Annotated in this window: 21 protein-coding genes and 1 tRNA gene; 15 read left to right on the forward strand and 7 right to left on the reverse strand. The window is 57.8% G+C overall.

Annotation, left to right across the window (positions count from 1 at the left end):
* The 3 genes from BMX80_RS13870 to BMX80_RS13880 form a co-directional block, all read left to right on the forward strand.
* A partial coding sequence (locus tag BMX80_RS13870) for a transposase (protein WP_139214106.1) occupies positions 1–227 on the forward strand: 227 nt, incomplete at its 5' end.
* Between the two features lie 498 nt (positions 228–725).
* Positions 726–1,331, forward strand: a complete 606-nt coding sequence (locus tag BMX80_RS13875) for a hypothetical protein (protein WP_074869573.1) — start codon at positions 726–728, stop codon at positions 1,329–1,331.
* Between the two features lie 14 nt (positions 1,332–1,345).
* Positions 1,346–1,921: a hypothetical protein gene (locus BMX80_RS13880; RefSeq protein WP_074869576.1), complete on the forward strand. Its 576-nt coding sequence runs from the start codon at positions 1,346–1,348 to the stop codon at positions 1,919–1,921.
* A 253-nt stretch (positions 1,922–2,174) separates the two neighbouring features.
* On the opposite strand, the gene BMX80_RS13885 is transcribed toward BMX80_RS13880, so the two are convergent.
* The 5 genes from BMX80_RS13885 to BMX80_RS13905 all read right to left on the reverse strand — a co-directional run bounded on the left by BMX80_RS13885 (position 2,175) and on the right by BMX80_RS13905 (position 5,956).
* Positions 2,175–3,200 carry a sterol desaturase family protein gene (locus tag BMX80_RS13885; protein ID WP_074869579.1) on the reverse strand — a complete coding sequence of 342 codons (1,026 nt, stop codon included), beginning with the start codon at positions 3,198–3,200 and terminating at the stop codon, positions 2,175–2,177.
* Positions 3,201–3,327: 127 nt separating this feature from the next.
* On the reverse strand, positions 3,328–4,164 hold the full coding sequence (locus BMX80_RS13890; RefSeq protein ID WP_074869582.1) for a CAP domain-containing protein: 837 nt from the start codon (positions 4,162–4,164) through the stop codon (positions 3,328–3,330).
* Between the two features lie 159 nt (positions 4,165–4,323).
* Positions 4,324–4,400, reverse strand: a tRNA-Val gene (locus BMX80_RS13895).
* A gap of 64 nt (positions 4,401–4,464) precedes the next feature.
* Positions 4,465–5,250, reverse strand: a complete 786-nt coding sequence (locus BMX80_RS13900) for a substrate-binding periplasmic protein (protein ID WP_074869584.1) — start codon at positions 5,248–5,250, stop codon at positions 4,465–4,467.
* A 79-nt stretch (positions 5,251–5,329) separates the two neighbouring features.
* Entirely contained in the window at positions 5,330–5,956 is a 627-nt protein-coding gene (locus tag BMX80_RS13905; RefSeq protein ID WP_071872341.1) for a TetR/AcrR family transcriptional regulator, read from the reverse strand.
* 186 nt (positions 5,957–6,142) lie between these two features.
* On the opposite strand from BMX80_RS13905, the gene BMX80_RS13910 reads away from it, so the two are divergent.
* From BMX80_RS13910 to BMX80_RS13945, 8 genes are all read left to right on the forward strand, one after another.
* Positions 6,143–7,930 (forward strand): acyclic terpene utilization AtuA family protein, encoded by a 1,788-nt coding sequence (locus tag BMX80_RS13910; RefSeq protein ID WP_074869587.1) that lies wholly within the window; start codon positions 6,143–6,145, stop codon positions 7,928–7,930.
* A 9-nt stretch (positions 7,931–7,939) separates the two neighbouring features.
* Complete coding sequence (locus BMX80_RS13915; RefSeq protein ID WP_074869591.1) at positions 7,940–8,806, forward strand: SDR family oxidoreductase; 867 nt, start codon at positions 7,940–7,942, stop codon at positions 8,804–8,806.
* 2 nt (positions 8,807–8,808) lie between these two features.
* The gene (gene atuC, locus BMX80_RS13920) at positions 8,809–10,425 is read left to right on the forward strand and encodes a geranyl-CoA carboxylase subunit beta (RefSeq protein WP_074869596.1); all 1,617 of its coding nucleotides are present in this window, start codon (positions 8,809–8,811) and stop codon (positions 10,423–10,425) included.
* Between the two features lie 104 nt (positions 10,426–10,529).
* Positions 10,530–11,687 (forward strand): citronellyl-CoA dehydrogenase, encoded by a 1,158-nt coding sequence (gene atuD, locus BMX80_RS13925; RefSeq protein ID WP_074869599.1) that lies wholly within the window; start codon positions 10,530–10,532, stop codon positions 11,685–11,687.
* Between the two features lie 9 nt (positions 11,688–11,696).
* Positions 11,697–12,485: an enoyl-CoA hydratase/isomerase family protein gene (locus BMX80_RS13930; RefSeq protein WP_074869602.1), complete on the forward strand. Its 789-nt coding sequence runs from the start codon at positions 11,697–11,699 to the stop codon at positions 12,483–12,485.
* A 121-nt stretch (positions 12,486–12,606) separates the two neighbouring features.
* A complete protein-coding gene (locus BMX80_RS13935; RefSeq protein ID WP_074869605.1) occupies positions 12,607–14,592 on the forward strand; it encodes an acetyl/propionyl/methylcrotonyl-CoA carboxylase subunit alpha in 1,986 nt (661 codons plus the stop codon).
* Positions 14,593–14,772: 180 nt separating this feature from the next.
* Complete coding sequence (locus BMX80_RS13940; RefSeq protein ID WP_074869609.1) at positions 14,773–15,591, forward strand: SDR family oxidoreductase; 819 nt, start codon at positions 14,773–14,775, stop codon at positions 15,589–15,591.
* Positions 15,592–15,718: 127 nt separating this feature from the next.
* On the forward strand, positions 15,719–17,563 hold the full coding sequence (locus BMX80_RS13945) for a long-chain-acyl-CoA synthetase (RefSeq protein WP_074869612.1): 1,845 nt from the start codon (positions 15,719–15,721) through the stop codon (positions 17,561–17,563).
* A gap of 208 nt (positions 17,564–17,771) precedes the next feature.
* Here BMX80_RS13945 and BMX80_RS13950 read toward each other — a convergent pair whose 3' ends face one another.
* The gene (locus BMX80_RS13950) at positions 17,772–18,140 is read right to left on the reverse strand and encodes a YkgJ family cysteine cluster protein (protein ID WP_071872350.1); all 369 of its coding nucleotides are present in this window, start codon (positions 18,138–18,140) and stop codon (positions 17,772–17,774) included.
* 217 nt (positions 18,141–18,357) lie between these two features.
* Here BMX80_RS13950 and BMX80_RS13955 point away from each other — a divergent pair, with 217 nt between their 5' ends.
* The 3 genes from BMX80_RS13955 to BMX80_RS13965 all read left to right on the forward strand — a co-directional run bounded on the left by BMX80_RS13955 (position 18,358) and on the right by BMX80_RS13965 (position 22,227).
* Complete coding sequence (locus BMX80_RS13955) at positions 18,358–19,134, forward strand: endo alpha-1,4 polygalactosaminidase (protein WP_139214147.1); 777 nt, start codon at positions 18,358–18,360, stop codon at positions 19,132–19,134.
* A gap of 165 nt (positions 19,135–19,299) precedes the next feature.
* The gene (locus BMX80_RS13960) at positions 19,300–20,751 is read left to right on the forward strand and encodes a TrkH family potassium uptake protein (RefSeq protein WP_071872351.1); all 1,452 of its coding nucleotides are present in this window, start codon (positions 19,300–19,302) and stop codon (positions 20,749–20,751) included.
* Positions 20,752–20,772: 21 nt separating this feature from the next.
* On the forward strand, positions 20,773–22,227 hold the full coding sequence (locus BMX80_RS13965; RefSeq protein WP_074869614.1) for a TrkH family potassium uptake protein: 1,455 nt from the start codon (positions 20,773–20,775) through the stop codon (positions 22,225–22,227).
* On the opposite strand, the gene BMX80_RS13970 is transcribed toward BMX80_RS13965, so the two are convergent.
* Entirely contained in the window at positions 22,221–23,240 is a 1,020-nt protein-coding gene (locus tag BMX80_RS13970) for an AraC family transcriptional regulator (protein ID WP_074869617.1), read from the reverse strand. The two genes, BMX80_RS13965 and BMX80_RS13970, sit on opposite strands and share 7 nt — an antisense overlap.
* Positions 23,241–23,357: 117 nt before the next feature.
* On the opposite strand from BMX80_RS13970, the gene BMX80_RS13975 reads away from it, so the two are divergent.
* On the forward strand, positions 23,358–23,678 hold the full coding sequence (locus tag BMX80_RS13975) for an Mpo1-like protein (protein WP_071872354.1): 321 nt from the start codon (positions 23,358–23,360) through the stop codon (positions 23,676–23,678).
* Positions 23,679–23,720: the final 42 nt, after the last annotated feature.

Genomic DNA, 23,720 nt, shown 5'->3' on the forward strand with positions numbered 1-23,720 from the left:
CTCCAGAAGGCCAGTTGCAAGAGCAAATAGAACGCCTGAAAGCCAAAGTGCGCGCCAAAGTCGAGCATCCCTTTCACGTGGTTAAAAATCTGTTTCATTACCGCAAAACGCGCTATCGCGGTCTGACGAAAAACACGGCGCAGCTGTTCAGCCTGTTTGGCTTCGCGAATTTGCTGCTATCCAAGCGACATTTGATGCGTGCTCACGGGATAAATCCGTCTTGCTGACGGGAAATGGCCTCTACGGAGGCTGCGCTAACGCCAAAAGGCGCTAGTCATGCGGGGAATCGAGCTGGTTTTCTGATTTTGCGCTGCGAATCGGCACTGGTGCTGGTGTGAGGCTTAATAAATCAGCGTTTCCTTAACAACAAATCTTCAAGTCTGCACCCTCCGCCCCTTTCAGCCGGCTGCTGGGGCAAGACCTCTTGCTTTCTTTGGGGACGACTGCCATAAGCGAGCCGCCCAGCAGGGCGGAACAAATGCCTAAGCCCCCCACAAATAATCAGCTGCAAACACCAGAACACCCAGCAGTTCGAACAGCTTTAAGGTTGAATACGGCTCGCTCGGAGAGCGCTAAGACTTTAGCCCGTCACTTGACCGATCTGGCTTTGGAGAGCTCTAGCAAACTTCGTTTCTCAGTAGTTCAGCAGCTGATGGCCAACTGCTACAATGCGCCGCCCGAACAGCCGCTCGGGTCAAGCAAAGCAGTATGCCAAGGATGTCTACATGTCGATAAAAACCTACCTATTACTCGCTGTATTGGCGCTCAGCGCAACGGGCTGCGTGTCCTTCACGCCAACAGGACCACTGGCTCCCTCCCAGCAATTTGCTAGCAAAACACTTCCTTACGCAGCCATGCTGGACAGCGTTGAAGTGAGCGACCCTAAAATCAATGAGGATCAACAACGCACTATTGCTGATCAGCTCAGCGTACAGCTCGTCCCGCATCTACAGCGCGGCGAATACTTTGAGAAAGTTGTAACCTTCCCTGCCAAGTTGCAAGGCAACGATGTAACTCTGCACTTTAACTTTGCAAGTCTAAGAGCGCGTAGAACGCCACACCCGGCGTACATTCCAGGCGCCTTAGCCACGTTAACGATGTGGATTTGGTTTAACGGTCCTATCTATGTTGACAGCTATGATATTGCTGCCGAGCTAACCATCAAAGACACCAATGGCAAGGTGTTAGCAGCATCAACGAAAATGCTAAAACAAGATAAAAATACCGGCCTTTGGGATAAAGACTACATGTTCCCCAACGGAGCAAAACAGCTTTCTACGGTCATTGATCAGCTTATTTCCGAAAGCACTCAGCGCTTACAAAGCAATTAACAAGGAGGTTCGCCATGAAACGTTTTATCTCTTTAGCACTACTCATGTCTCTTGCGGTGCTGCAGGGCTGCGCTAGCTATTCCCACAACTTACAAAGCGAGCCTACTCAGTGGCCGCTGAGTAGCGAAAAGCCAACAAAAGCTTATCTCAGTGTGCATGCTGAGTACCAACTTAATGATGCGGCAGCTAATAGCATCACCAATATCACTGCTCTCGAAAATCTGGTTAAAAAAGACCTTGAAGAAAGTGGTTACTTTTCAGCAGTCACCACCCAAAAAGAAGCCGCGGATGTCTACGCGACAGTCACATTGCGTAATCACGAAGAAGGCAGCATGGGACTGGCCTTTATTACAGGGCTAAGCTTGTTCTTGATTCCGGGAGCGTTCGACAATACCTACAGTGTTGAAATGCGTTTCCGTGATGCCGAAGGCAATGTGATTGGAAAAACCAGTGCACAAGAGCGCGTTACCACCTGGATGCACTTGATTTTATTACCTGCTGCGCCCTTCGCTCGTGCGGATATTGACGAAACAATTTCTATCCTAACCAAGCGAGCCCTGGAAAAGGCAATTCAAGAAAAGATCATTTGACACAAAATGTTAACTATAAAAACACCGGCCATGTGCCGGTGTTTTTATATGGATCTATGTTAAAAATCTAAACCAACGGGATAAACCGCCCCACCCATTTTCGCCATTATCCGAGTCACTTGACTCGCATCGCTGTAATCAGCCACATGTTACTGTCGATTTCAGAGCTTGCCGCCCTCGCCCCTTTCAGCCGGCTGAACGCAGTCGTTGTGTAAGAGGTTAAGCGGCAAAGCACCCAGCAGCTCGAACGTCTTTAGCCCTTAGCTACAGAAGAAGCACGAACCGAGTTGACGTGCTCAACCACCTTCTTATAGGTATCCACAAACGGCAAAACAATCAGGCTATACAGCGTCAAATACCGATGCGGATCACGCTCAGCAGTGCCAAAGTTAATCTTCTCCGGCGTTGGCGTGGTGGTGTACAAGGTGCCGAACATCCAATCCCAAATCGACAAATTAGTGCCAAAGTTCTTGTGGAAGTGATGCGGCGCATCGCTGTGGTGAATCTGGTGCTGCGCCGGGCTATTGATAAAGCGCTCGATACGCGGACCAAACGACAGCCAAACATGGCTATGGCGCAAATTGGCCGCAAGGCTGTTGAAGATAAACACCAGATACGTCACGCCAAATAAGGTGTAGCGGCTCACCTTGTCGCCACACAAATACCAGAACACTCCAGCAAACAACCCCACCAGCATGATGCTCAGCAGTCGATCGACGAGTTTTTCCAGAAAGTGCGCGCGGCTGGCCGTGAGCGGCACCAGCACAGGCGCCGCATGGTGCACTTTGTGGAACTCCCACAACCAGCGGCTGTGAAAGGCGCGGTGCACCCAATAACTAACAAAGTCGTTAATCAAAAACACACCCAAGCCATACAGCAAGCTGATGCCAAGGTTGTAGCCCAGCTGCGGGCGCTCGCCCCATAGGTTATTGAAGAAGCTCACGTAGTCGGCGGCGCGCCACACGATGGGGTCGACCAGCGCAATGAAAGGCACCACCACCAGCACCTTGAGCAAGGCGCTGACAAAGTAATAGCGGTAATCGAGTAACGCCGAGGGGTGAAAATGCACCCGGTTACCACCGATAAACGCCCAAAAACTGCGCGCTTCGGTTAGGCCGTGGTGTTTGCGGTAACGAAACAGGCCGTAGGCCACGGTGTAGGAAAGGCCGATAAAGAACACGCCGATGCGCCCGTTCAAATCAAACAGGCCTGTGAGCTGCTTAATGACCGGCGTCGCCAGCCAGTTCACTGCTTGATAGACCTGCTCCAACCACTCCACGCCGACTGCCCCTAACTAGCAAAAGGCCGCCATTATAGGTAAGCGTCAATCGTTCGCCAATGACAATGAGAACGCCTCTTAGCCTTAATCGCTAAACGGTTGCAGCGCCGAGGGGCAGTCGCGCCGGTTAAGGGGCGGCGAACACGGCTGTCCAATAGATGCCGGCATCGCTTTTCGGGTCGGCCGCATAAGCCGCGCCTAACCATGTAAAGCTGGGGTTCATTAGGTTGGCGCAGTGGCTTGGGCTGGCCAGCCAGGCCTTAACGACCTTGTCGCTGCTATCTACGCTGGCGGCAATGTTCTCGCCCACCGCGCCACCGAGAAAACCGGCCAACTCAGCGCGATCACCAGGGGTCGAGCCATCCTGCCCTTTATGAGCAAAGAAGTTGCCGTTGGCCATTGCGCGGCTATGCAAGTGGGCGGCATCGGCTAAAGCGCCTTGCCAGCTGAGCGGCTGGGCCGCAGCAAAGGCTTGCGTGCCGCACTGGCGGCTCTGCTGGCGGGCGTTATTGATGGCGGCCAAGAGCTTTTCACCCTCTTGCTGCCAGTCGCCCAGCTTGCCGCTAAGCAGCGGGCGAGCAAACACGATGCGCCATTCGCGGTCGAGCCGGGCAATGCCGATATCCACGTACTGTGGGTCTAACAGCACTTGGCAAAACCCTTCACGCAGCGCATCAAACGCCGCCAAGCCATCGCGCGGGCCAGATAAATACACCGCTTGCGCTTGCTGCATGGGGTAGCCGCGCGCGGTGAGGTCGGCCTGCAAATCACCTCCGGCCGCCACTGGCAGTTGCAACTGGGTTTGCGCATTGAGTGGCGGCAGCACTTCGCTACCCTGCCCCGCACAGCGCTGCACTTCACTGCGGTATTGGTTAAGGCTGGCGATCAGCGCAGGGTCGGCCTGGCTGCACAAGCTAACGGTCATCAAAACAAGCCCGGCAACAGCGTGGCTAACGTGGCGCATGGGGGAGTCTCAGCAGAGAAGGTTTCGCGCAGTGTGCGGCGCGCGCGCAGGCATGGCAAGCCTGTGACTACGGCCTGCGGGTAACGCTGTGAGTGTTTTAAAGGCAATAAAAAAGCGACCGTTAGAGGTCGCTTTTTTGGGCTGCGGATGCAGCGAATTTGGTAGGCACAATTGGATTCGAACCAACGACCCCCACCATGTCAAGGTGGTGCTCTAACCAACTGAGCTATGTGCCTGAAGTGGTGCGAAATTTAAGGATAAAGGCGTTCACTGTCAACCACTTAAGGCGATTTTTCATGATTACTCTGGCAGGCTGTTATGCAAGCCATGGCGTTCTAGAACCGGTGACAGCTGGCCTGCGCGATTAAGCCCTTGCAGCAATTTCATCAGTTTGGCGGCCGATAGTTCGCTGCCGCGCCGCGCTAGCACCTCATGGCGATAGACCTGGTCGTACTTTTGCGACACGAGAAACTCTTTGCCCAACTCGGGGTTTTCTTGCAGAAAGCGGCGCAAAAACGATTCCGTGACGACGACCATATCCACCCGGCCGCGCTCCAGCATGCGCAGGTTACTTTCGTGCGAATAGGTCAGCGTGGCATTGAACTGCTCGCGCAAAAACTCGGGGTTGGAGTTAAACCCAGCAAATTGGTAGTGATAGCCATTGAATAGCGCCATGTTCTTATCGGCGAAGCTGTCGAAGTAGCTTTGGTCTTGCGCTTGGCTGAGCTGGGCGACGTACACCTCGGCGTCATTCAGGCCCAGCGAGGCGCTGTCCAGGTCATGGCTTTGCCAGCCCCACTCGCGGGACTCGAACAAAATCATGTCGTAACGCCCGTCCATCAGATCGCGATAACGGCGCTTGGTAGAGGTAGGCACAAACTTGAAGTGCCAACGCTGTTGATAGGCGTTAAGCGCATTGAGCAGATCTGGCACTAAGCCGCGCACTTGCGAGTTGCTTTCAGACAGCATCACGTACGGCGGAAAATCATAACCGCCGACTTTGATTTCAGATTGATGGGCTTGGGCCTGGCCGGCCGTGAGCAGCACAGCCAACCAGCACAGCCAACAGCGAACAGCACTTCCCATGCGCAAACCTGCGAACAACAAGCCATGCTAAAAAAGTAACAGGTTTTGCAGAACTTGCACGAAAGGTGCGGTTTTTTACTTATTTCAGCACTAACGCCAATGCCGCTTCGGCCAGCTCATCCAAGCTCATGCTGCCTTCGGCTTTAAACCAAGTGGTGGTCCACGACAGCGCACCGGTTAAAAAACGCCGCTGCACAAACGGGTCGCTCGGGGTTAAGCCCTCATCACGCGCGGCTTGCAGCTCAGCCAGCCACATCTGCTCATACACATCACGCAGCTTAAGAATGTCGGCACGGCCACTGTCGGACAGCGAGCGCCATTCGTACACCAGCACGCCCATGGCTTCGCCGGTGCCACCCATGATCGACTGTAATTCACAGCGAATCAGCGCCAGCAAACGTTCGCGCGGGCCATGGGCATGGCTTAAGGCTTCGCGCATAAGCGCGGTGTTATAGAGGATGGTCTCTTCCATCACCGCTTTAAGGATTTCGTCCTTACTTTTGAAGTGATGAAAGATGCTGCCGGACTGAATGCCCACCGAGCTGGCTAAGTCACGCACAGTGGTGCGCTCGTACCCTTTATGACGAAACAAATGTGCGGCGCATTGCAGCAGCTTGCCTTTGGCGCTGTGCGGATCGGTGATTTCGCCGCGGCTAACCAGCGCGTGCAAAACCTGCTGGGCCTGTTGTTCGTCGTGACTTGCCATACACCTCTACCCTTTCATTACGGTGACACCTTGGTGAAGGCGAACTGTATGCAGCTCAGCCTTGCCCTGCAAGCCAAGCAAGCGCTTGGCAGAAATGCCTGAGCAAATTAGCACAATCGCCCTTTTCAAACCAAGCGCTTGCTTGGTAGATTGCATGCAACGTCACATCAACAAGAAACCTTGATTATGTCTGACAAGATTGTGCGCATCGGCTGTGCTTCAGCCTTCTGGGGTGACACCTGCACCGCTGCCGCGCAGCTGGTGAATGGTGCCGAGCTGGATTACTTAGTGTTCGACTACTTGGCCGAAGTAACCATGTCGATCATGGCCGGCGCCAAGATGAAAAAGCCCGACGAAGGCTACGCCCGCGACTTTGTTGAGGTGCTGGAGCCCTTGCTGCCCACCTTGGCGGAAAAACGCATCCGCGTGATCAGCAACGCCGGCGGGGTTAACCCCAGCGCCTGCGCGCAAGCCCTACAAGCCGCCTGTGAACGCGCCGGGGTTAACCTGAAGATTGCCGTGCTGCACGGTGACAACCTGCAACCCAAGCTGGGTGAGTTAGCCAAAGCCGGCACGCGCGAGATGTTTACTGATGCCCCGCTGCCGCCGTTTTGCGTGTCGGTGAATGCTTACCTGGGCGCGCCGGGGATTGTCGCAGCCTTGGCGCAAGACGCCGATATCGTGATCACTGGCCGCGTGGTGGATAGCGCCGTGGTTAGCGCCGCGCTAGTCCATGAGTTTGGCTGGCAGTGGACCGATTACGACCAGCTCGCCCAAGCCGCGTTGGCGGGGCACATCATCGAATGTGGCGCGCAGTGCACCGGCGGTAACTTTACCGACTGGCAGAGCGTGCCGGACTACGAGCACATCGGCTTTCCCGTGGTGGAAGTCAGCGCCAATGGCGACTTTATCGTCACTAAGCCGGCTAACACCGGCGGGCTCGTGACGCCCTTTAGCGTTGGCGAGCAGATGCTCTATGAAATTGGCAATCCGCAGGCTTATTACCTGCCGGATGTGATCTGCGATTTCAGCCACGTGCAGCTCAGCCAAGCCGGCGATGCACGCGTAGCCGTATCTGGCGCGCTGGGCCGTGCGCCGACTGAGCAATACAAAGTCAGCGCCACCTACCCCGATGGTTTCCGCTGCACCGCCAGCTGTTTATTAGCCGGTGTCGATGCGGTGGCCAAAGCGCAGCGCGTCAGCCAAGCCATCATTAATAAGACCGAAGAGCTATTCGCCGCGCGCGGCTGGGGCAAATACCAAGAAGTCAGCATCGAGCTATTAGGCTCCGAAGCCACTTACGGCGAACACGCCCAGCGTGCCGACACCCGCGAAGTGGTGGTGAAGATCGCCGTGCACCACGCCAAAAAAGAAGCGCTGATTCTGTTCAGCCGCGAGATTGCCCAAGCCGCCACCGGCATGGCGCCGGGGCTGACTGGCATCGTCGGCGGCCGCCCTACTGTGTACCCAGTGATTCGTCTGTTTAGCCTGCTAGCCGACAAATCCCGTTGCGAGCTGAGCGTCGAGATCGGCGATACCCGCAGCGCCGTCACCCTGCCAGAGCTTTCCGCCCCCAGCAGCGAGCCTGCGCCCGCAGAAATACCAACGGCCAATGGCGCAGCAGAAGTTAGCGTACCGCTGATCAAGCTGGCCGTGGCGCGCTCTGGCGACAAGGGCAATCACAGCAACATTGGCGTGATGGCCCGCGAGGCCGAATTCCTGCCTTGGATTGCCGCCGCGTTAACGGAACAAGCCGTAGCTGGCTGGATGCAGCACGTTCTGGATGCCGAGCACGGCCGCGTTAGCCGCTGGTATCTGCCCGGCACGCACAGCCTGAATTTTCTGCTGGAAAACAGCTTAGGCGGCGGCGGTGTAGCCAGCCTGCGTATCGACCCGCAAGGTAAAGCCTTTGCCCAGCAGTTATTGCAATTCCCTGTGCCGGTGCCGCGTGCGCTGGCCGAGCGACTGGCTTAAGGAGCCCGCATGTCTTACGACTCCGTGTACAAGCCCGGCCTGTTCGCCGAGCAAACCATTCTGGTCACCGGCGGCGGCAGCGGCATTGGTCGCTGCGTCGCGCACGAATTAGCGCACTTAGGCGCCCATGTGGTGCTGGTGGGCCGCAAGCAAGACAAGCTGGAAGCTACCTGCGGCGAAATCGCTGAAGACGGCGGCAGCGCCAGCTGGCAAGTCTGTGACATTCGCGACGAAGTCTCGGTACAAGGCATGGTCAAGGCCGTGCTGGCCGAGCGCGGGCGCATTCATCACTTGGTGAATAACGCCGGCGGGCAGTTTCCCGCACCGCTGATCGGCATTAACCAGAAAGGCTTTGAAACCGTGGTGCGCACCAACTTAGTCGGCGGTTTTCTGGTGGCTAAAGAGGTGTACCTGCAAAGCTTAAGCAAGCACGGCGGCGCCATCGTCAACATGCTGGCTGATATGTGGGGCGGCATGCCCGGCATGGGGCATTCCGGTGCTGCGCGTGCCGGTATGGATAACTTCACCAAAACAGCTGCCTACGAATGGGGCCATGCCGGCGTACGAGTGAATGCCGTCGCGCCGGGCTGGATTGCCTCCAGCGGCATGGACACCTACCCCGAGTCGATGAAAGCCATGATTCGCGGCCTGAAAGACCACGTGCCACTACAGCGCATTGGCACCGAGTCGGAAGTCGCCTCTGCGATTGTCTTCCTGCTCAGCCCCGGCGCGAACTTTATCAGCGGCAACACCATCCGTATCGACGGTGCGGCCAGCCAAGGGACCCGTGCGTGGACGCTGGGCAAAGGCGACACCAGCCAGCCGTATGACGGCTTCCACCGCGCCTACCTGCCCGATGTGTTTAAGGAGGACTGAGCATGCCGCGTATCGAATCGCAATTAGACGTGCACGGCAGCGAGTTCGCCGCCAACCGCGAAGCCATGCTGGCCGCTATCGCCAGCTTCCGCGACGTCGAGCAGAAAGTGCTCGATAAAGCCCAAGAGGCCAAGGCTAAGTTCGACAAGCGCGGGCAAATTCTGCCACGTGAACGCTTAAATCTGCTGTTGGATGCCGGCAGCCCGTTTCTGGAGCTGTCATCACTGGCCGGCTACAAGCTGCACGATGACAAAGACGGCACCTTAGCCGGCAGCGGCATCATCGCTGGTATTGGTTATGTGGCGGGCGTGCGCTGCTTGGTGATTGCCAATAACAGCGCCATCAAGGGCGGCACCATTTCCCCCACCGGCCTGCGTAAATCGCTGCGTTTGCAGCAAGTGGCGGCGGAAAACAAACTGCCCATCGTGACGCTGGCCGAAAGCGGCGGCGCTAACCTCACCTATGCGGCGGATATCTTTGTGGAAGGCGCGCGCGCATTCGCTAACCAAGCGCGCCTGTCGGCGGCCGGTATTCCGCAGATTACTGTGGTGCACGGCTCGTCCACCGCTGGCGGCGCCTATCAGCCGGGGCTGTCGGACTATGTGGTGGTGGTGCGCGGCAAGGCCAAGATGTTCCTCGCTGGCCCGCCACTACTGAAAGCCGCCACCGGCGAAATCGCCACGGACGAAGAACTTGGCGGCGCCGAAATGCACGCGCAAATCGCTGGCACCGCCGAATATCTGGCCGAGAACGACGCCGACGGCGTGCGCTTAGCGCGCAATATCATCAGCATGCTGCCGTGGAATGCGCAGCTGCCAGTGCGCCAGAAGCCCAGCTACGCCGAGCCGCTGTACCCCGCCCACGAACTACTCGGTATTCTGCCGGCGGATGCGAAAAAGCCCTACGACGTGCGCGAAATCATCGCCCGCATTGCTGATGGCTCGGAGTTTCTCGACTTTAAAAACGAGTTCGACAACCAAACCGTGTGTGGCCACTTGGCCATCGAAGGTCAGCCCTGCGGCTTTATCGGCAACAACGGGCCGATCACCCCGCAAGGCGCGGCCAAAGCGGCGCAATTTATTCAGCTGTGCGACCAGAGCAACACGCCGATTCTGTTCTTCCATAACACCACCGGCTTTATGGTCGGCACCGAAAGCGAGCAGCACGGCGTGATCAAACACGGCTCTAAGCTAATCCAGGCGGTAGCCAATGCCCGCGTGCCCAAACTCACCATCGTGGTCGGCGGCTCGTACGGTGCGGGCAACTATGCCATGTGCGGTCGTGGGCTAGACCCGCGTTTTATCTTCGCCTGGCCGAATAGCCGCACGGCAGTGATGGGGGGCGCGCAGGCCGGCAAGGTGCTGCGTATCGTCACCGAAGAGAAGCAGCTCAAGCAGGGCATGACCCCCGACCCGAAAATGCTCGACATGCTGGAAACCGTCACCGCGCAAAAGCTCGATAGCCAGTCCACCGCGCTGTACGGCACCGCCAACCTGTGGGACGACGGCCTGATCGACCCGCGTGACACGCGCACCCTGCTCGGCTTGCTGCTGGATATTTGCCGCGAAGCCGAAGCACGCCCCTTAAAACCCAATGCCTTTGGCGTAGCCCGTTTATAAGTCCCTCTCCCATTGGGAGAGGGTTAGGGTGAGGGAATTTCCCGTGCACCCTCACCCCGGCCCTCTCCCTCAGGGAGAGGGAGAAAAGATTAGGAGAACCCGCAATGATTTTTACCCAAGAACACGAAGAACTTCGCCGCACGATCAAGAACTTCGTCGACAACGAAATTAACCCGCATGTGGATCAGTGGGAAAAAGACGGCCGCTTCCCGATTCACGAGATCTTCAAAAAAGCCGGTGACTTAGGTCTTCTGGGCATCTCTAAGCCGGAGCAATTCGGCGGCATGGGTTTGGATTACAGCTTCTCGGTCGTCGCTGCCGAAGAATGGGGCCGTATTCACTGCGGCGGCATTCCGATGTCCATCGGCGTGCAGACCGACATGTGTACCCCGGCACTGGCACGCTTTGGCTCCGACGAGCTACGCGAAGAGTTCTTAAAGCCGGCGATTGCTGGCGACATGGTTGGCTGTATCGGTGTGTCGGAAGTCGGTGCTGGTTCCGACGTGGCGGGGCTGAAAACCACCGCGCAAAAAGACGGCGACGACTATGTGATCAACGGCAGTAAGATGTGGATCACCAACTCGCCCAGCGCCGACTTTATCTGCCTGTTAGCCAATACCAGCGACGGCAAGCCGCACAGCAACAAGTCGCTGATCATGGTGCCGATGAACACTAAAGGCGTCAGCGTCAGCCCGCATCTGGACAAACTCGGCATGCGCAGTTCAGAAACCGCGCAGGTGTTCTTCGACAACGTGCGTGTGCCGCAGCGCAACCGCGTCGGCCATGAAGGCGCGGGCTTTATGATGCAAATGATGCAGTTCCAAGAAGAGCGCCTGTTCGCCGCGGCCAACATTATTAAAGGCTTGGAATACTGCATCGACAGCACTATCGAGTACTGCAAAGAGCGCAAAACCTTTGGCCAAGCGCTGATCGACAACCAAGTGATTCATTTCCGCATGGCCGAGCTGCAAAGCGAGCTCGAAGCCTTGCGTGCCCTCACCTACCAAGCCACCGAGCTGTATGTGGCGGGCAAAGACGTCACTAAGCTCGCTTCGATGGCCAAGCTGAAAGCCGGTCGCCTAGGTCGCGAAGTGACCGACAGCTGCCTGCAATATTGGGGCGGCATGGGTTACATGTGGGACAACCCCGTAGCCCGTGCTTACCGCGACGTGCGCTTGGTGAGCATTGGCGGCGGTGCCGACGAAATCATGCTGGGCATTATCTGCAAGCTGATGGGCATTCTGCCGGGCAAGAAAAAGTAAGGAGGCACCATGGCCGAGTTACCGCACTGCGACACCCTGCAACTGAACCTTGAAGCTGGCGTGCTGCATGTCACCTTGAATCGCCCCGACTGTCGCAATGCGATGAGTCTGGCGATGGTTAACGAGCTGCGCCAAGTGCTCGCCAGCGTTAAGCAAAACACCGGCGTGCGCGCCTTAGTGCTGCGTGGCGCGGGTGGGCATTTCTGCGCCGGTGGCGACATTAAAGACATGGCCAGCGCGCGCAGCGCTGGCAGCAAGGCTTACCGCGAGCTGAATCGCGCGTTCGGTAGCCTGCTGGAGCAAGCGCAGAACGTGCCGCAGGTGGTGATCGCCGTGCTGGAAGGCGCTGTGCTCGGCGGCGGCTTCGGCTTGGCGTGTATTTCCGACATCGCCATCGCCGCCGAAAGCAGCAAGTTCGGCCTGCCAGAAACCACCCTTGGGGTAATCCCCGCGCAAATCGCGCCGTTTGTGGTGAAGCGCATTGGCTTAACCCAAGCGCGCCGTTTGGCGCTTACCGGGGCACGTTTTGACGGTGCCGAGGCGCTGCGTTTAGGGCTAGTGCACTACTGCGAAGCCGAGGTTGAAACGCGTCTTTCTGAAGTGCTCGGCCAAGTACGCCAGTGCGCGCCAAATGCCAACGCACAGACCAAAGCCCTGCTGCTGGCCACCGAAGAAGAGCCGCTTGAGGCGCTACTGGACGGCGCTGCCGAGCAGTTTGCCGCTGCTGTGACTGGCCCGGAAGGCGCCGAAGGCACCATGGCCTTTATGCAAAAACGCCCGCCCAAATGGGCCGAATAAGCGGGCCGAATAAGCCGGCGGAATTAGATAGTTAAGTTAACGCTACGCCCTGCTCTAGCCCCTCTCCCAGCATGGGAGAGGGGCTGGGGTGAGGGTGAAAACAATCAGCAGGAGCACCACGATGCCCGCCTTTGACAAGATTCTGATCGCCAACCGTGGCGAGATTGCCTGCCGGGTAATGCGCACTGCGCAAGCGCTGGGCTACCGCACCGTGGCGGTGTATTCCGAGGCGGACGCCGACAGCCGCCATGTGCACATGGCCGACGAAGCGGTGTGCATTGGCCCCGCACAGGTCAATCAGTCGTACTTGGTTATCGACAACATCATCCAAGCCGCGCAGCAAACCGGCGCCAACGCCATCCACCCCGGCTACGGTTTTCTCTCCGAGAACGCCGACTTTGCCCGTGCGTGCGAAGCTGCCGGCATCGTGTTTATTGGCCCCAGCGTGGAAGCCATTCACCTGATGGGCAGCAAGCGCCTGTCGAAAATCGCCATGCTCGAAGCCGGCGTGCCGTGCATCCCTGGCTACGAAGGTGCCGAGCAAGACGACGCCACCCTCGCCCGCGAAGCCGAGCGTATTGGCTACCCGCTGATGATTAAAGCCAGCGCCGGTGGCGGTGGCCGTGGCATGCGCTTAGTGACTGAGGCCAGTGAGCTGGCCGCGCAAATTTGCACCGCGCGCTCGGAGGCGTTGAACGCCTTTGGCTCTGGCGAGCTGATTGTGGAAAAAGCCGTGCTGCAGCCGCGCCATGTGGAAATCCAAGTATTTGGCGACCAGCACGGCAATATCGTCTATTTGGGCGAACGTGATTGCTCGGTACAGCGCCGCCACCAAAAAGTGGTCGAAGAAGCGCCCTGCCCGGTCATGACGCCTGAGCTGCGCCAAGCCATGGGCGAGGCCGCAGTCAAAGCCGCACAGCAGGTCAATTATGTTGGCGCGGGCACCGTAGAATTTCTGCTCGCCGCCGATGGCAGCTTTTACTTCTTAGAGATGAACACCCGCCTGCAGGTGGAGCATCCGGTGACCGAACTGATCACCGGGCAAGATTTAGTCGCATGGCAAATCCGCGTGGCCGAAGGCCAGCCACTGCCGCTTCAGCAAGCCGACATTCAGCTTAATGGCCACGCCATCGAAGTGCGCCTGTATGCCGAAGACGCGGCGAATAACTTTCTGCCGCAAACCGGCCACGTGCTGCGCTGGGCGCCGGAACTGTTAGACGGCATTCGCATCGACCACGGCCTGCAAGAAGGCCAAGCGGTGACGCCCTTCTACGATCCGATGCTGGCCAAAGTCATCGCCTACGGCGCCACCCGTGAAGATGCCCGCCGCAAGCTGATTCGTGCACTGGATAACTGCGTGCTGCTGGGCGTTAACGCCAACCAGCGCTTTTTGGCCAACCTGCTGGCGCACCCCGAGTTTGCTGCCGGCAATGCCACCACGGCGTTTATTGGCGAGCACTTCAGCAACGACCCCAGCCTGCAGTCGCATTCGCTCACCGCGAACGAGTTGGCGATTGCTGCCGCGCTGCGCTACTGGCATGGCGGCAATGTGGCGGCGCAAGCACAGCTCAGCGGCTGGCGCAGCGCCGGCAATGCGCCGTGGCAGTTTATCTTCGCCCATGGCGAGCAGCGTCATGCAGTGAGCCTCAGCGTGCTGCAAAGCGGCGTGCAGCCCAAGCTGAGCGCACAAGTCGGTGAAAGCACGGTTGAACTAACCCTGCTCGCCGATGACGGCCAGCAACTCACCTTGATCGAAAACGGTGTGCGTCGCCGCCAAGCCTACGTCGCCCAAGGCGAGCAGCTATGGCTGCACGGCCACAGTGGCAACCTGTGCCTCACTGACATCACGCATGCGCCCGCCAGTGCACAAGACAGCGCCAGCGGCGGCGCAGTGAAAGCCCCCATGGATGGCGCGATTGTCGATGTACTGATCGACGAAGGCGCGCACGTCAGCAAAGGCCAACTGCTGGTGGTGCTCGAAGCCATGAAGATGGAGCACCCGCTGAAAGCTGCCGTCGACGGCATCGTGCGCCGCGTGCAGGTCAGCAAAGGCGATCAAGTTAAAAATCGCCAATTGCTGGTCGAAGTCGAAGCTGCCGAAGCCTAGGAGGCCCTGATTTAATGGCTGCACAACCCAAGCACAGCGTTACACGGTGCGCGCAACTTCGCCTACCAGACGGTATGTCTCAGTTGCTGTGCGCCGGGCGCCTTGTGCTTGGGCCGTTCGCCGATTAAAGCAGCGCCTCCCCACATATAACCATTGCAACCTTACCCCTAGAGAATACTCATGAGCCTTAACGGTAAAACCCTATTTATCACCGGCGCCAGCCGTGGCATTGGCCGCGAGATCGCCTTAAAAGCCGCCGCCGAAGGCGCCAATATCGTCATCGCGGCGAAAAGTGCCGAGCCGCATCCTAAGCTGCCGGGCACCATTTTTAGCGTGGCCGAAGAAGTGGTCGCCGCTGGTGGCCAAGCGCTGCCGCTGCAAATGGATGTGCGCGACGAAGCCGCAGTAAAAGCCGCCATGGCCGAAGCGGCAGAGAAATTCGGTGGCATCGACGCGCTGATCAACAACGCCGGAGCCATCCGCCTGATGGGCGTCGAGCACTTAGAGCCCAAGCGCTACGACCTGATGTTCCAAATCAACACCCGCGCGGTGATGGTCGCCAGCCAAGCGGCGCTACCGTACTTGAAAAAGTCCAAGGGCCATATTTTAAGCCTGTGCCCGCCGCTGAACCTCGACCCTAAGTGGTTCGCCAACTACGGTCCCTACACCACCACCAAGTACGGCATGAGCATGCTCACCATTGGTATGCACGAAGAGTTCAAAAAGTACGGCATCAGCGTGAACGCACTGTGGCCAAAAACCGTGATCGCCACCGCCGCTATCGAGTTCGAAGCCGGCGGCCCCGCAGTGATGAAAGCAGCGCGCAAGCCAGCGATTATGGCCGATGCCGCGCAGGTGATTTTGTCCAGCAGCGAGCGGCAAATCAGCGGCCGCCTGTTGATCGACGAAGAAATTCTGCGTGAGCACGGCGTCAGCGATTTCGAGCATTACCGCTACGATCCGGCCGGCAAATTGATGACCGATTTATTTGTTGATTGACTCAACTGACCAGCCTTCAGGCGGCAAGGCCAAGGGGTCTTGCCTTGAAGCTGATTAGCATTCGGGTTTACCTTCGCCTTAAGGCCGGATGCCCGGCCCTTCACAACAATAAGCGCAAGGACAGCTCATGAGCCAAGCCGACCTGATCACCCCTTCCCGTTTTATTCGCCAACTGCCCAGTCAACTGCCCCGCTTGCCCCGCCTACTGAAAGGCCTCTACTACGCGGGCATTCGCAACCGCGATAAGCCATTGTCACTGGCTTGGGCACTGCAAAAAGCCACCGAGCGCAACCCGGATGGTTTAGCCGTTTTAGATGAACAGCGCCGCCTGACTTATCGCCAGTTCAATGCGTGGGCTAATCGCCTAGCGCATGTATTTAAGGCCGATGGCGTGCAGCACGGCGATGTCGTGGCCATCATGTTGGAAAACCGCCTAGAGCTACTAGCCACGCTAGCTGCGTTAACTAAGCTCGGTGCCATTGGCGCGCTGATCAACACAACCCAGCGCGGCAAAGTGCTGATCCACAGTTTGAACTTGGTCAGCCCCAAGCGTTTTGTGGTCGGCGAAGAAATGCAAGAAGCCTTTGCCGAAGTGCATGACGAGATTGCCGGCGCCGCCGCGCAAGGCGTGCGCTATTTTGTCGCCGACGCCGATACCCTCACGAGCAATGCTCAGGCCCCGCAAGGTTGGCAAAACCTCGGCGAGCGCGCGCTGAGTGCCGCCGACAGCAATCTGCCAGAAACCGCGCAGGTGCGCTTAAAAGACGCCTGCTTCTATATCTACACCTCCGGCACCACGGGCCTTCCGAAAGCGTCGATCATGAGCCACGGCAAGTGGATCAAGTGCTACGGCGGTTTTGGCCATTCGGGCTTGGCCCTCAGCAGCGACGATGTGCTGTATGTGACGCTGCCCTGCTACCACAACAACGCCGTGACTGTGTGCTGGAGCTCGGCACTGGCCGGTGGCGCGGCCATTGCCCTGCGGCGCAAATTCTCGGCGAGCAACTTCTGGAAAGACGTGGCCTTCTACCAAGCCACCAGCTTTGGCTATATCGGCGAACTGTGCCGCTATTTGCTCAACCAGCCGGAGTGCCCGGAAGAAAAGCACAACACCCTGCGCTCGATGATCGGCAACGGCCTGCGCCCATCAATTTGGCAGGAGTTCAAAACCCGCTTTGGCATTGAGCGCGTCACCGAGTTCTACGCCGCCAGCGAAGGCAATATTGGCTTTACCAACGTGTTCAACTTCGACAACACCGTGGGTTACTCGCCAGCCACCTTTGCCATCGTGCGTTATGACATGGACAACAACCGCCCGGTGCGCTGCGCCAAAGGACGTCTTGAGCAAGTGGCCGACGGCGAGCCGGGTTTGTTGATCAGCGAGATCAGCAAAAAATGGCCATTCGATGGCTACACCGACCCCGCGAAAAGCGAAGCGGTGATTCTGCGCGACGTGTTTAAACAGGGCGATGCGTGGTTTAACACCGGCGACATGATGCGCGCCATTGGCTGCAAACATGCGCAGTTTGTCGACCGTTTAGGTGACACCTTCCGCTGGAAAGGCGAAAACGTCTCCACCACCGAAGTGGAAAGCGCGCTGATGGCTTTCCCCGGTGTCGAGCATGCGATTGTCTACGGCGTGGAGATTCCCAACACCAACGGTCGCTGCGGTATGGCCGCCATTGGCTTGGCAGCGGGCAGGCAGGCAGACGCCGCCTTCTGCCAAGCCTTGCTGGCACATTTGCAAAATGAACTGCCGGTGTACGCCATTCCGCTGTTCTTGCGCATTCAAACGCAGCTGCAAACCACCGGCACCTTCAAATATCAAAAAACCGATTTAAAGCGTGCCGGCTTTAACCCTGCCGAGTGCTCTGGCGAGCCGCTGTGGGCATGGCTACCCGGCGAGGCTGGTTATCAAGCCCTTAACGACAGCCTTTATCAGCATATTCAGCAAGCGGATTTACGCTGGTAACTAGGAGGCACTGCTTTAATGGCTGCACATCACAATCACTGCGTTGTGCGGTGCTCGCAAGCTTGCCTACCAGACGGTATGTCTCGCTTACTGCGCTCCGTACGCCTTGTGCTTGAGCCGTTCGCCGATTAAATCAGCGCCCCCAAATCTTTGCTATTGAGCCACTAGGCCGCCAGCACGCACTGGCGGCCTTTTTTTTGCCCGGCGTTTAAGCCACTACCGGCGTTAGTTCTGGCTCAAATGGGCGCGGCAGCGGCGGCAAACCATGCGCTGCCCGTGCTTTGTCGCAATCGGGGTTATGTACGCCGTTTTCCCAGGAACTCGCGAACTCGCGGCAGGTGCTCGAGCGCTGCTCATACATAGTGCAGCGCACTTCGCTGCCAACATCGCCAAGCAGGTTGGCACAACGCGCCGGCTTGCGATCGGTGCCGATCATGGCCACCAAATGCGGTGATACGGCGATCACCTGTGAGTCCGGCACCGTACCACCGGCCGACTGACACTCCCCCCAATAAAACGACACACGAAAATACGCGCAGCAGGCGCCACACGACATACACGGACTTTGAGCCGACATGTTAGACCACTCACCAATAACGAAATTGCCCGAGAAAAGAGGATTGCAGCGGCGCTGAAGTGGTCAAAACAACCAGCAACAAATAAATGACGCCAAAAATTCATCAAATTTTGCCAACCGCCCCGCAGATTCTAGCGATACTGCAAGCAGTGCCAAGCCCCCAACGCTAGCCTCAACACGTTCCCTGTGGAATCAGGCACTATCTGCGGAGGTCATCATGTTCTCGAACCCTAAAACCATGCTCAGTTTCTTCTGCGCCGTGTTTGGCTCCCTGATGGGCAGCCTCTGCACCGCTTCACCGGTTAGCATTCCGCCGACGTCCAGTTGGCACTGGCAGCTCAGTGGCACCTTGCAGTACCCCAATCGCCACGTGTACGACATCGACTTGTACGACACCCCTGCCAGCACCATCGCCAACTTGAAAGCGCAAGGCCGCATTGTGGTGTGCTATTTCAGCGCCGGGAGCTGGGAAGACTGGCGCGACGATGCCGCGCAGTACCCGCAGAGTGCCTTGGGCAATAACTTATCGGGCTGGCCGGGCGAGCGCTGGCTAGACATCCGCAACCCGCAAGTGCGCACCTTATTGGCCAAACGCCTTGATTTGGCCGCCAGCAAAGGCTGCCACGCAGTCGAGCCGGACAACATAGACGGTTACAGCAACGATAACGGCCTAGGCCTGAGCGAAGCGGATCAGGTTGATTTCAACCGCTGGCTGGCCGACCAAGCGCATGCCCGCCAATTAGGCATTGCACTGAAAAACGCCGTAGAGCTGATCCCGCAGCTGGTTAACCACTTTGACTTTGCGCTAAACGAAAGCTGCTATCGCTACAACGAGTGTGGCGGCTACAGCGCCTTTACCGCACAGGGTAAAGCGGTGTTTATCGCCGAATACCGCAAATACAGCACTAAGCTGTGCAACAAAGCGGCTAGTTCGGGCTACCAACTGCAGTTCTTTAAGCGTGCGCTGACCTCGGTAGGCCAGCCCTGCCAGTAAGCTTGAACACCCGCTGCGCCACTGTGCTCAACACAGGCGCAGCGGGGGCCGACAAGGCCACGAGCAAGCGCCAGAACGCACCCTCACCCGCCGTGTTTTTTCTTTACACGCCCTGCCACACCGTTAGAATGAGCCACCCTTAGCCAGACCCCGCCTGCTGACGCAATGTCTCTGTCGACCTTACGCATTATTGGCTTCATTCTCGGTATTTTTCTGATCACCCTCGCCATTGCCATGTTGGTACCTATGGTTGGCCTGCTGGTGATGAATCAACCGCAAGACTTGAACGCCTTTCTTTGGTCGAGCCTGATTACCGCTGTCACCGGCTGCTTCTTAGTCGGCCAAGGTCGGCCAAAAAACGCCAGTCTGCGTCCGCGCGATATGTACTTTCTCACCAGTGCCAGCTGGATTGTGGTGTGCACCTTCGGTGCGCTGCCCATGGTGCTGATTGAGCACATGAGCTACACCGATGCCTTCTTCGAAACCATGTCGGGCATCACCACCACCGGCTCTACGGTATTAAGCGGGTTGGATAACCTCTCACCGGGTTTGTTGCTGTGGCGCTCGTTGCTGCAGTGGCTTGGCGGTATTGGCTTTATCGGCATGGCGGTAGCGATTCTGCCCTTGCTGCGCGTCGGTGGTATGAAACTGTTCCAGACCGAGTCGTCCGACTGGGGCGACAAAATCATGCCGCGCTCGCACGTGGCGGCTAAGTACATTGTGTTGGTGTATTTCACCTTCACCTTTGCCTGCATCGGCGCTTATCTGGCTTCGGGCATGGGGTGGTTCGATGCCATCAACCACGCCTTAACCACGGTTTCTACCGGCGGTTATTCCACCTCCGACAACTCGATGGGCAAGTTCAGTGATGCGGCGCACTGGGCGGCGATCCCCTTCATGTTGCTCGCCAGCTTACCCTTTACCCTGTATGTCGCGGCGTTTCGCGGCAACTTGCGCCCTCTGTGGAAAGACGAACAAGTGCGCGGCTTTTTGCTGATTCTGTGCGGCATCTGGTTTGTCTTTACCCTGTGGCAATGGCACAGCGGCGACCATGCCTTTATGGATTCGCTGCGTTTGGTGATGTTTAACTCCACCAGCATCATCACTGGCACCGGCTACGCCGTAGGCGATTACAGCCTGTGGGGCAGCTTCGCCTTTATGATCTTTTTCTACATCGCGTTTATCGGTGGCTGCTCAGGCTCGACCACCGGCGGTTTAAAGATCTTCCGCTTTCAAGTCGCCCTCACCTTACTGCGCGGCAACTTAAAGCAGATGGTGCACCCACGCGCGGTGCTGATTCAAAAGTACAACCGCCATGTGCTCGATGAAGATATCGTGCGCTCGATTTTGGCCTTCTCGTTCTTCTTCACCATCACCATTGGCTTGCTGGCCTTGGCGCTAAGCCTATTAGGGTTAGATCCGATTACCGCATTGACCGGTGCCGCCACTGCGGTGTGTAACGTCGGCCCCGGCCTTGGTGAAACCATCGGCCCGGCGGGCAACTTTGGTAGTCTGCCCGACACGGCCAAATGGCTGCTGTCGCTGGGCATGCTACTGGGCCGCTTAGAAATTGTTACCCTGCTGGTGCTGTTGACGGGCGCATTCTGGCGTCACTAATCCCCCTTGCGGAGCACTCACATGCCTCTGGCATCGCTGCGTAGTGTCAGTTACATCCTCGGCATTTTCTTGCTCGCACTGGCTGGCAGCATGCTGGTGCCCATGCTGATCGTGATTCTCGATCACCACCCCGAGCACTTATCAGCCTTTATTCATTCTGCCGGTATCACCTTTATTGCCGGTTCTGTGTTGATCGGCATGGGCTATCGCGATCGCGGCGAACTGCGCCCGCGCGACATGTACCTGCTGACCGGCACCAGCTGGATCGTGGTGTGTATTTTTGCCGCCCTGCCGATGGTGATCATTCAGGAAATCAGCTACACCGACGCCTTCTTCGAAACCATGTCCGGCATCACCACCACCGGCTCTACGGTATTGGTGGGGCTCGATCATGCCCCTGCCGGCCTGCTGATCTGGCGCTCGATGCTGCACTGGCTGGGCGGCATTGGCTTTATCGGCATGGCGGTAGCGATTCTGCCGTTGCTGCGCATTGGTGGCATGCGCCTGTTCCAAACCGAATCCTCCGACTGGGGCGATAAGGTGCTGCCGCGCTCGCACATGATCGCCAAATACATTCTCGGCTTGTACAGCCTGCTCACCTTGCTGGCTTTTCTCGCCTACTGGGCAGCAGGCATGCAGCCGTTCGATGCCATCAACCACGCTATGGCGACTATCTCCACCGGCGGGTTTTCTACCTCCGATAGCTCGCTGGCCAACTGGCAGCAACCTGCCGTGCATTGGGTGGCGGTGGTTTTTATGATTTTGGGCAGCCTACCCTTCACCCTGCTGGTGGCTGCTGGGCGCGGCAATTACCGCGCTCTGATTAAAGATCAACAAGTGCGCGGCTTCTGTGCCTTCTTGCTGGTCACCTGGGTTTTGCTCGCCCTGTGGCTCACCCTGCACTCCGAGCATGCTTGGTGGGATGCACTGCGCATCGTGGCGGTGAATGTCACCTCAGTCGTCACCACCACCGGTTTTGCCTTGGGCGACTACACCACCTGGGGCGGCTTTGCGATTTTGGTGTTTTTCTATCTCACCTTTGTCGGTGGCTGTTCTGGCTCCACCGCCGGCGGTTTAAAAATCTTCCGCTTTCAGGTGGCTTATGTGCTGCTTAAGGCCAACCTCACGTTAATGATCCATCCGCGTGCGGTGATTACCCAGCAGTACAATCGCCATCCGCTGGATGAGGACATCATCCGCTCGCTGATTACCTTTTCGTTCTTCTTCACCATCACCATCGGCGCCATTGCCTTGGGCCTTGGTTTATTGGGGCTAGATTGGGTGACGGCACTAACCGGCGCTGCCACGGCCGTGTGTAACGTCGGCCCGGGACTTGGCCCAGTGATTGGCCCGGCGGGTAACTTCTCCAGCCTGCCGGATGCGGCTAAGTGGCTGCTGACCTTAGGCATGCTGCTAGGCCGTTTGGAGATTCTGACCTTGCTAGTGCCGCTAACCCGCGCCTTTTGGCGTCACTGATGGGTATCGCCGGCGTGCTGCTCGCGATACTCGTTGGGCGTCATGGCAAACCAGCGACGGAAGGCGCGGAAGAAGTTACTCGGGTCAGCAAAGCCGAGTAAAAACGCCACTTCTAATAACGAGATCTCGGGCTGGCGCAGGTACTGCAACGCCAAGCCTTGCCGGCACTCATCGAGCAACTGCTGAAAGCCGCTGCCTTCTTCCTGCAAGCGGCGCTGCAAGGTGCGGCTGGACATATTTAGCTGCTGCGCCACCTCATCGCGCTTCGGCTCGCCTTGCGGCAATAAACGGCACAACAGCTGGCGCACCTGATGGGTTACGCGGCTGTCGCCAAAGCGCGCCAAATACTCGCCGGCATAGTGGTCGTGCAGTTGCGCCAGACTGTCGTTGGCACTGGGTAGCGGGTACTGCAGGTCATCACGGGAAAACCGCAGTGCATAGTCGACTTGAGCAAAGCGCGGACGAATGGCAAACACCTTCTGATAGGGGCTGATGTCGTCCGGTTCCGGCCCACATAAACGCACCTCTAAGGGCTCGATGGCGCGACCACTCAACCACCGACAAAAAGCTAGCGAAAACGCCAACGCCGCTTCGGCCGACTGCCGCGCCGGCGGCAGCTGGTCGCCATGAATGGCCAAGCACAAATCGACACTATCGGGCTGCACTTTCAGTGATAAGTCCGAGCCCTCGGCGATGATGCGCTGATAACGCACCATGCGCTGAAAGCCCTCGAGCAGATTGCGGCTAGACATCAGCGCATAGCCCACCAAGTTAAACGCCGACGGGCGAATCACCTGCGCCATATTTAGGCCAATCGCCGGGTTGCCGCTGCGCTCTACGGCGGTTTGCCAGAGCTGGGTCATGGCGTCTTGGGCGAAGCGCGCCTCGGGGTCATCCAGCGCGGCGTAGTCCAGCGCTAGCTCGGCAAAAATCGCTCGGCAGTCCACGCCGCCAAGCTCTAGCGCAGCCACCATGCTGCGCGCCCAATTGGAAGAAGTTGTACGTTGCGCCATCGTCTTGTGGTGTTTTTATGCGATACGCGCATCTTAATCTGGCCGCCAAAGTCAGTGCCAGCCCCAGTCGCTCGGCCTAAGGTAAGTGCATAAGAAGATGTCTACCGGAGGCGCCCCATGGACAACACCGTGAAACAAAGCGAATTCCACAGCTTTGCCGAGTTCTACCCCTACTACCTGCAAGAGCACAGCAACGACGTGTGCCGTCGCCTGCACTATGTTGGCAGCTTGCTGGTGCTGAGCATTTTGGCCTACGCCGTCATCAACCAAGCGTGGTTGTGGCTGTTGGCATTACCGGTGGCCGGTTACGGCTTTGCTTGGGTTGGGCATTTCGTGTTTGAGAAGAACAAACCTGCCACTTTCAAATACCCACTGTGGAGCTTCATGGGTGACTGGGTGATGCTCAAAGATGCCTTTACCGGGCGGATTCGCTTCTAACCCCTACCCCATCAACAAAAAGCCCGCGAAATTGTCGCGGGC

This window comes from Atopomonas hussainii, from assembly GCF_900109735.1.
Classification (GTDB): Bacteria; Pseudomonadota; Gammaproteobacteria; order Pseudomonadales; family Pseudomonadaceae; genus Atopomonas; species Atopomonas hussainii.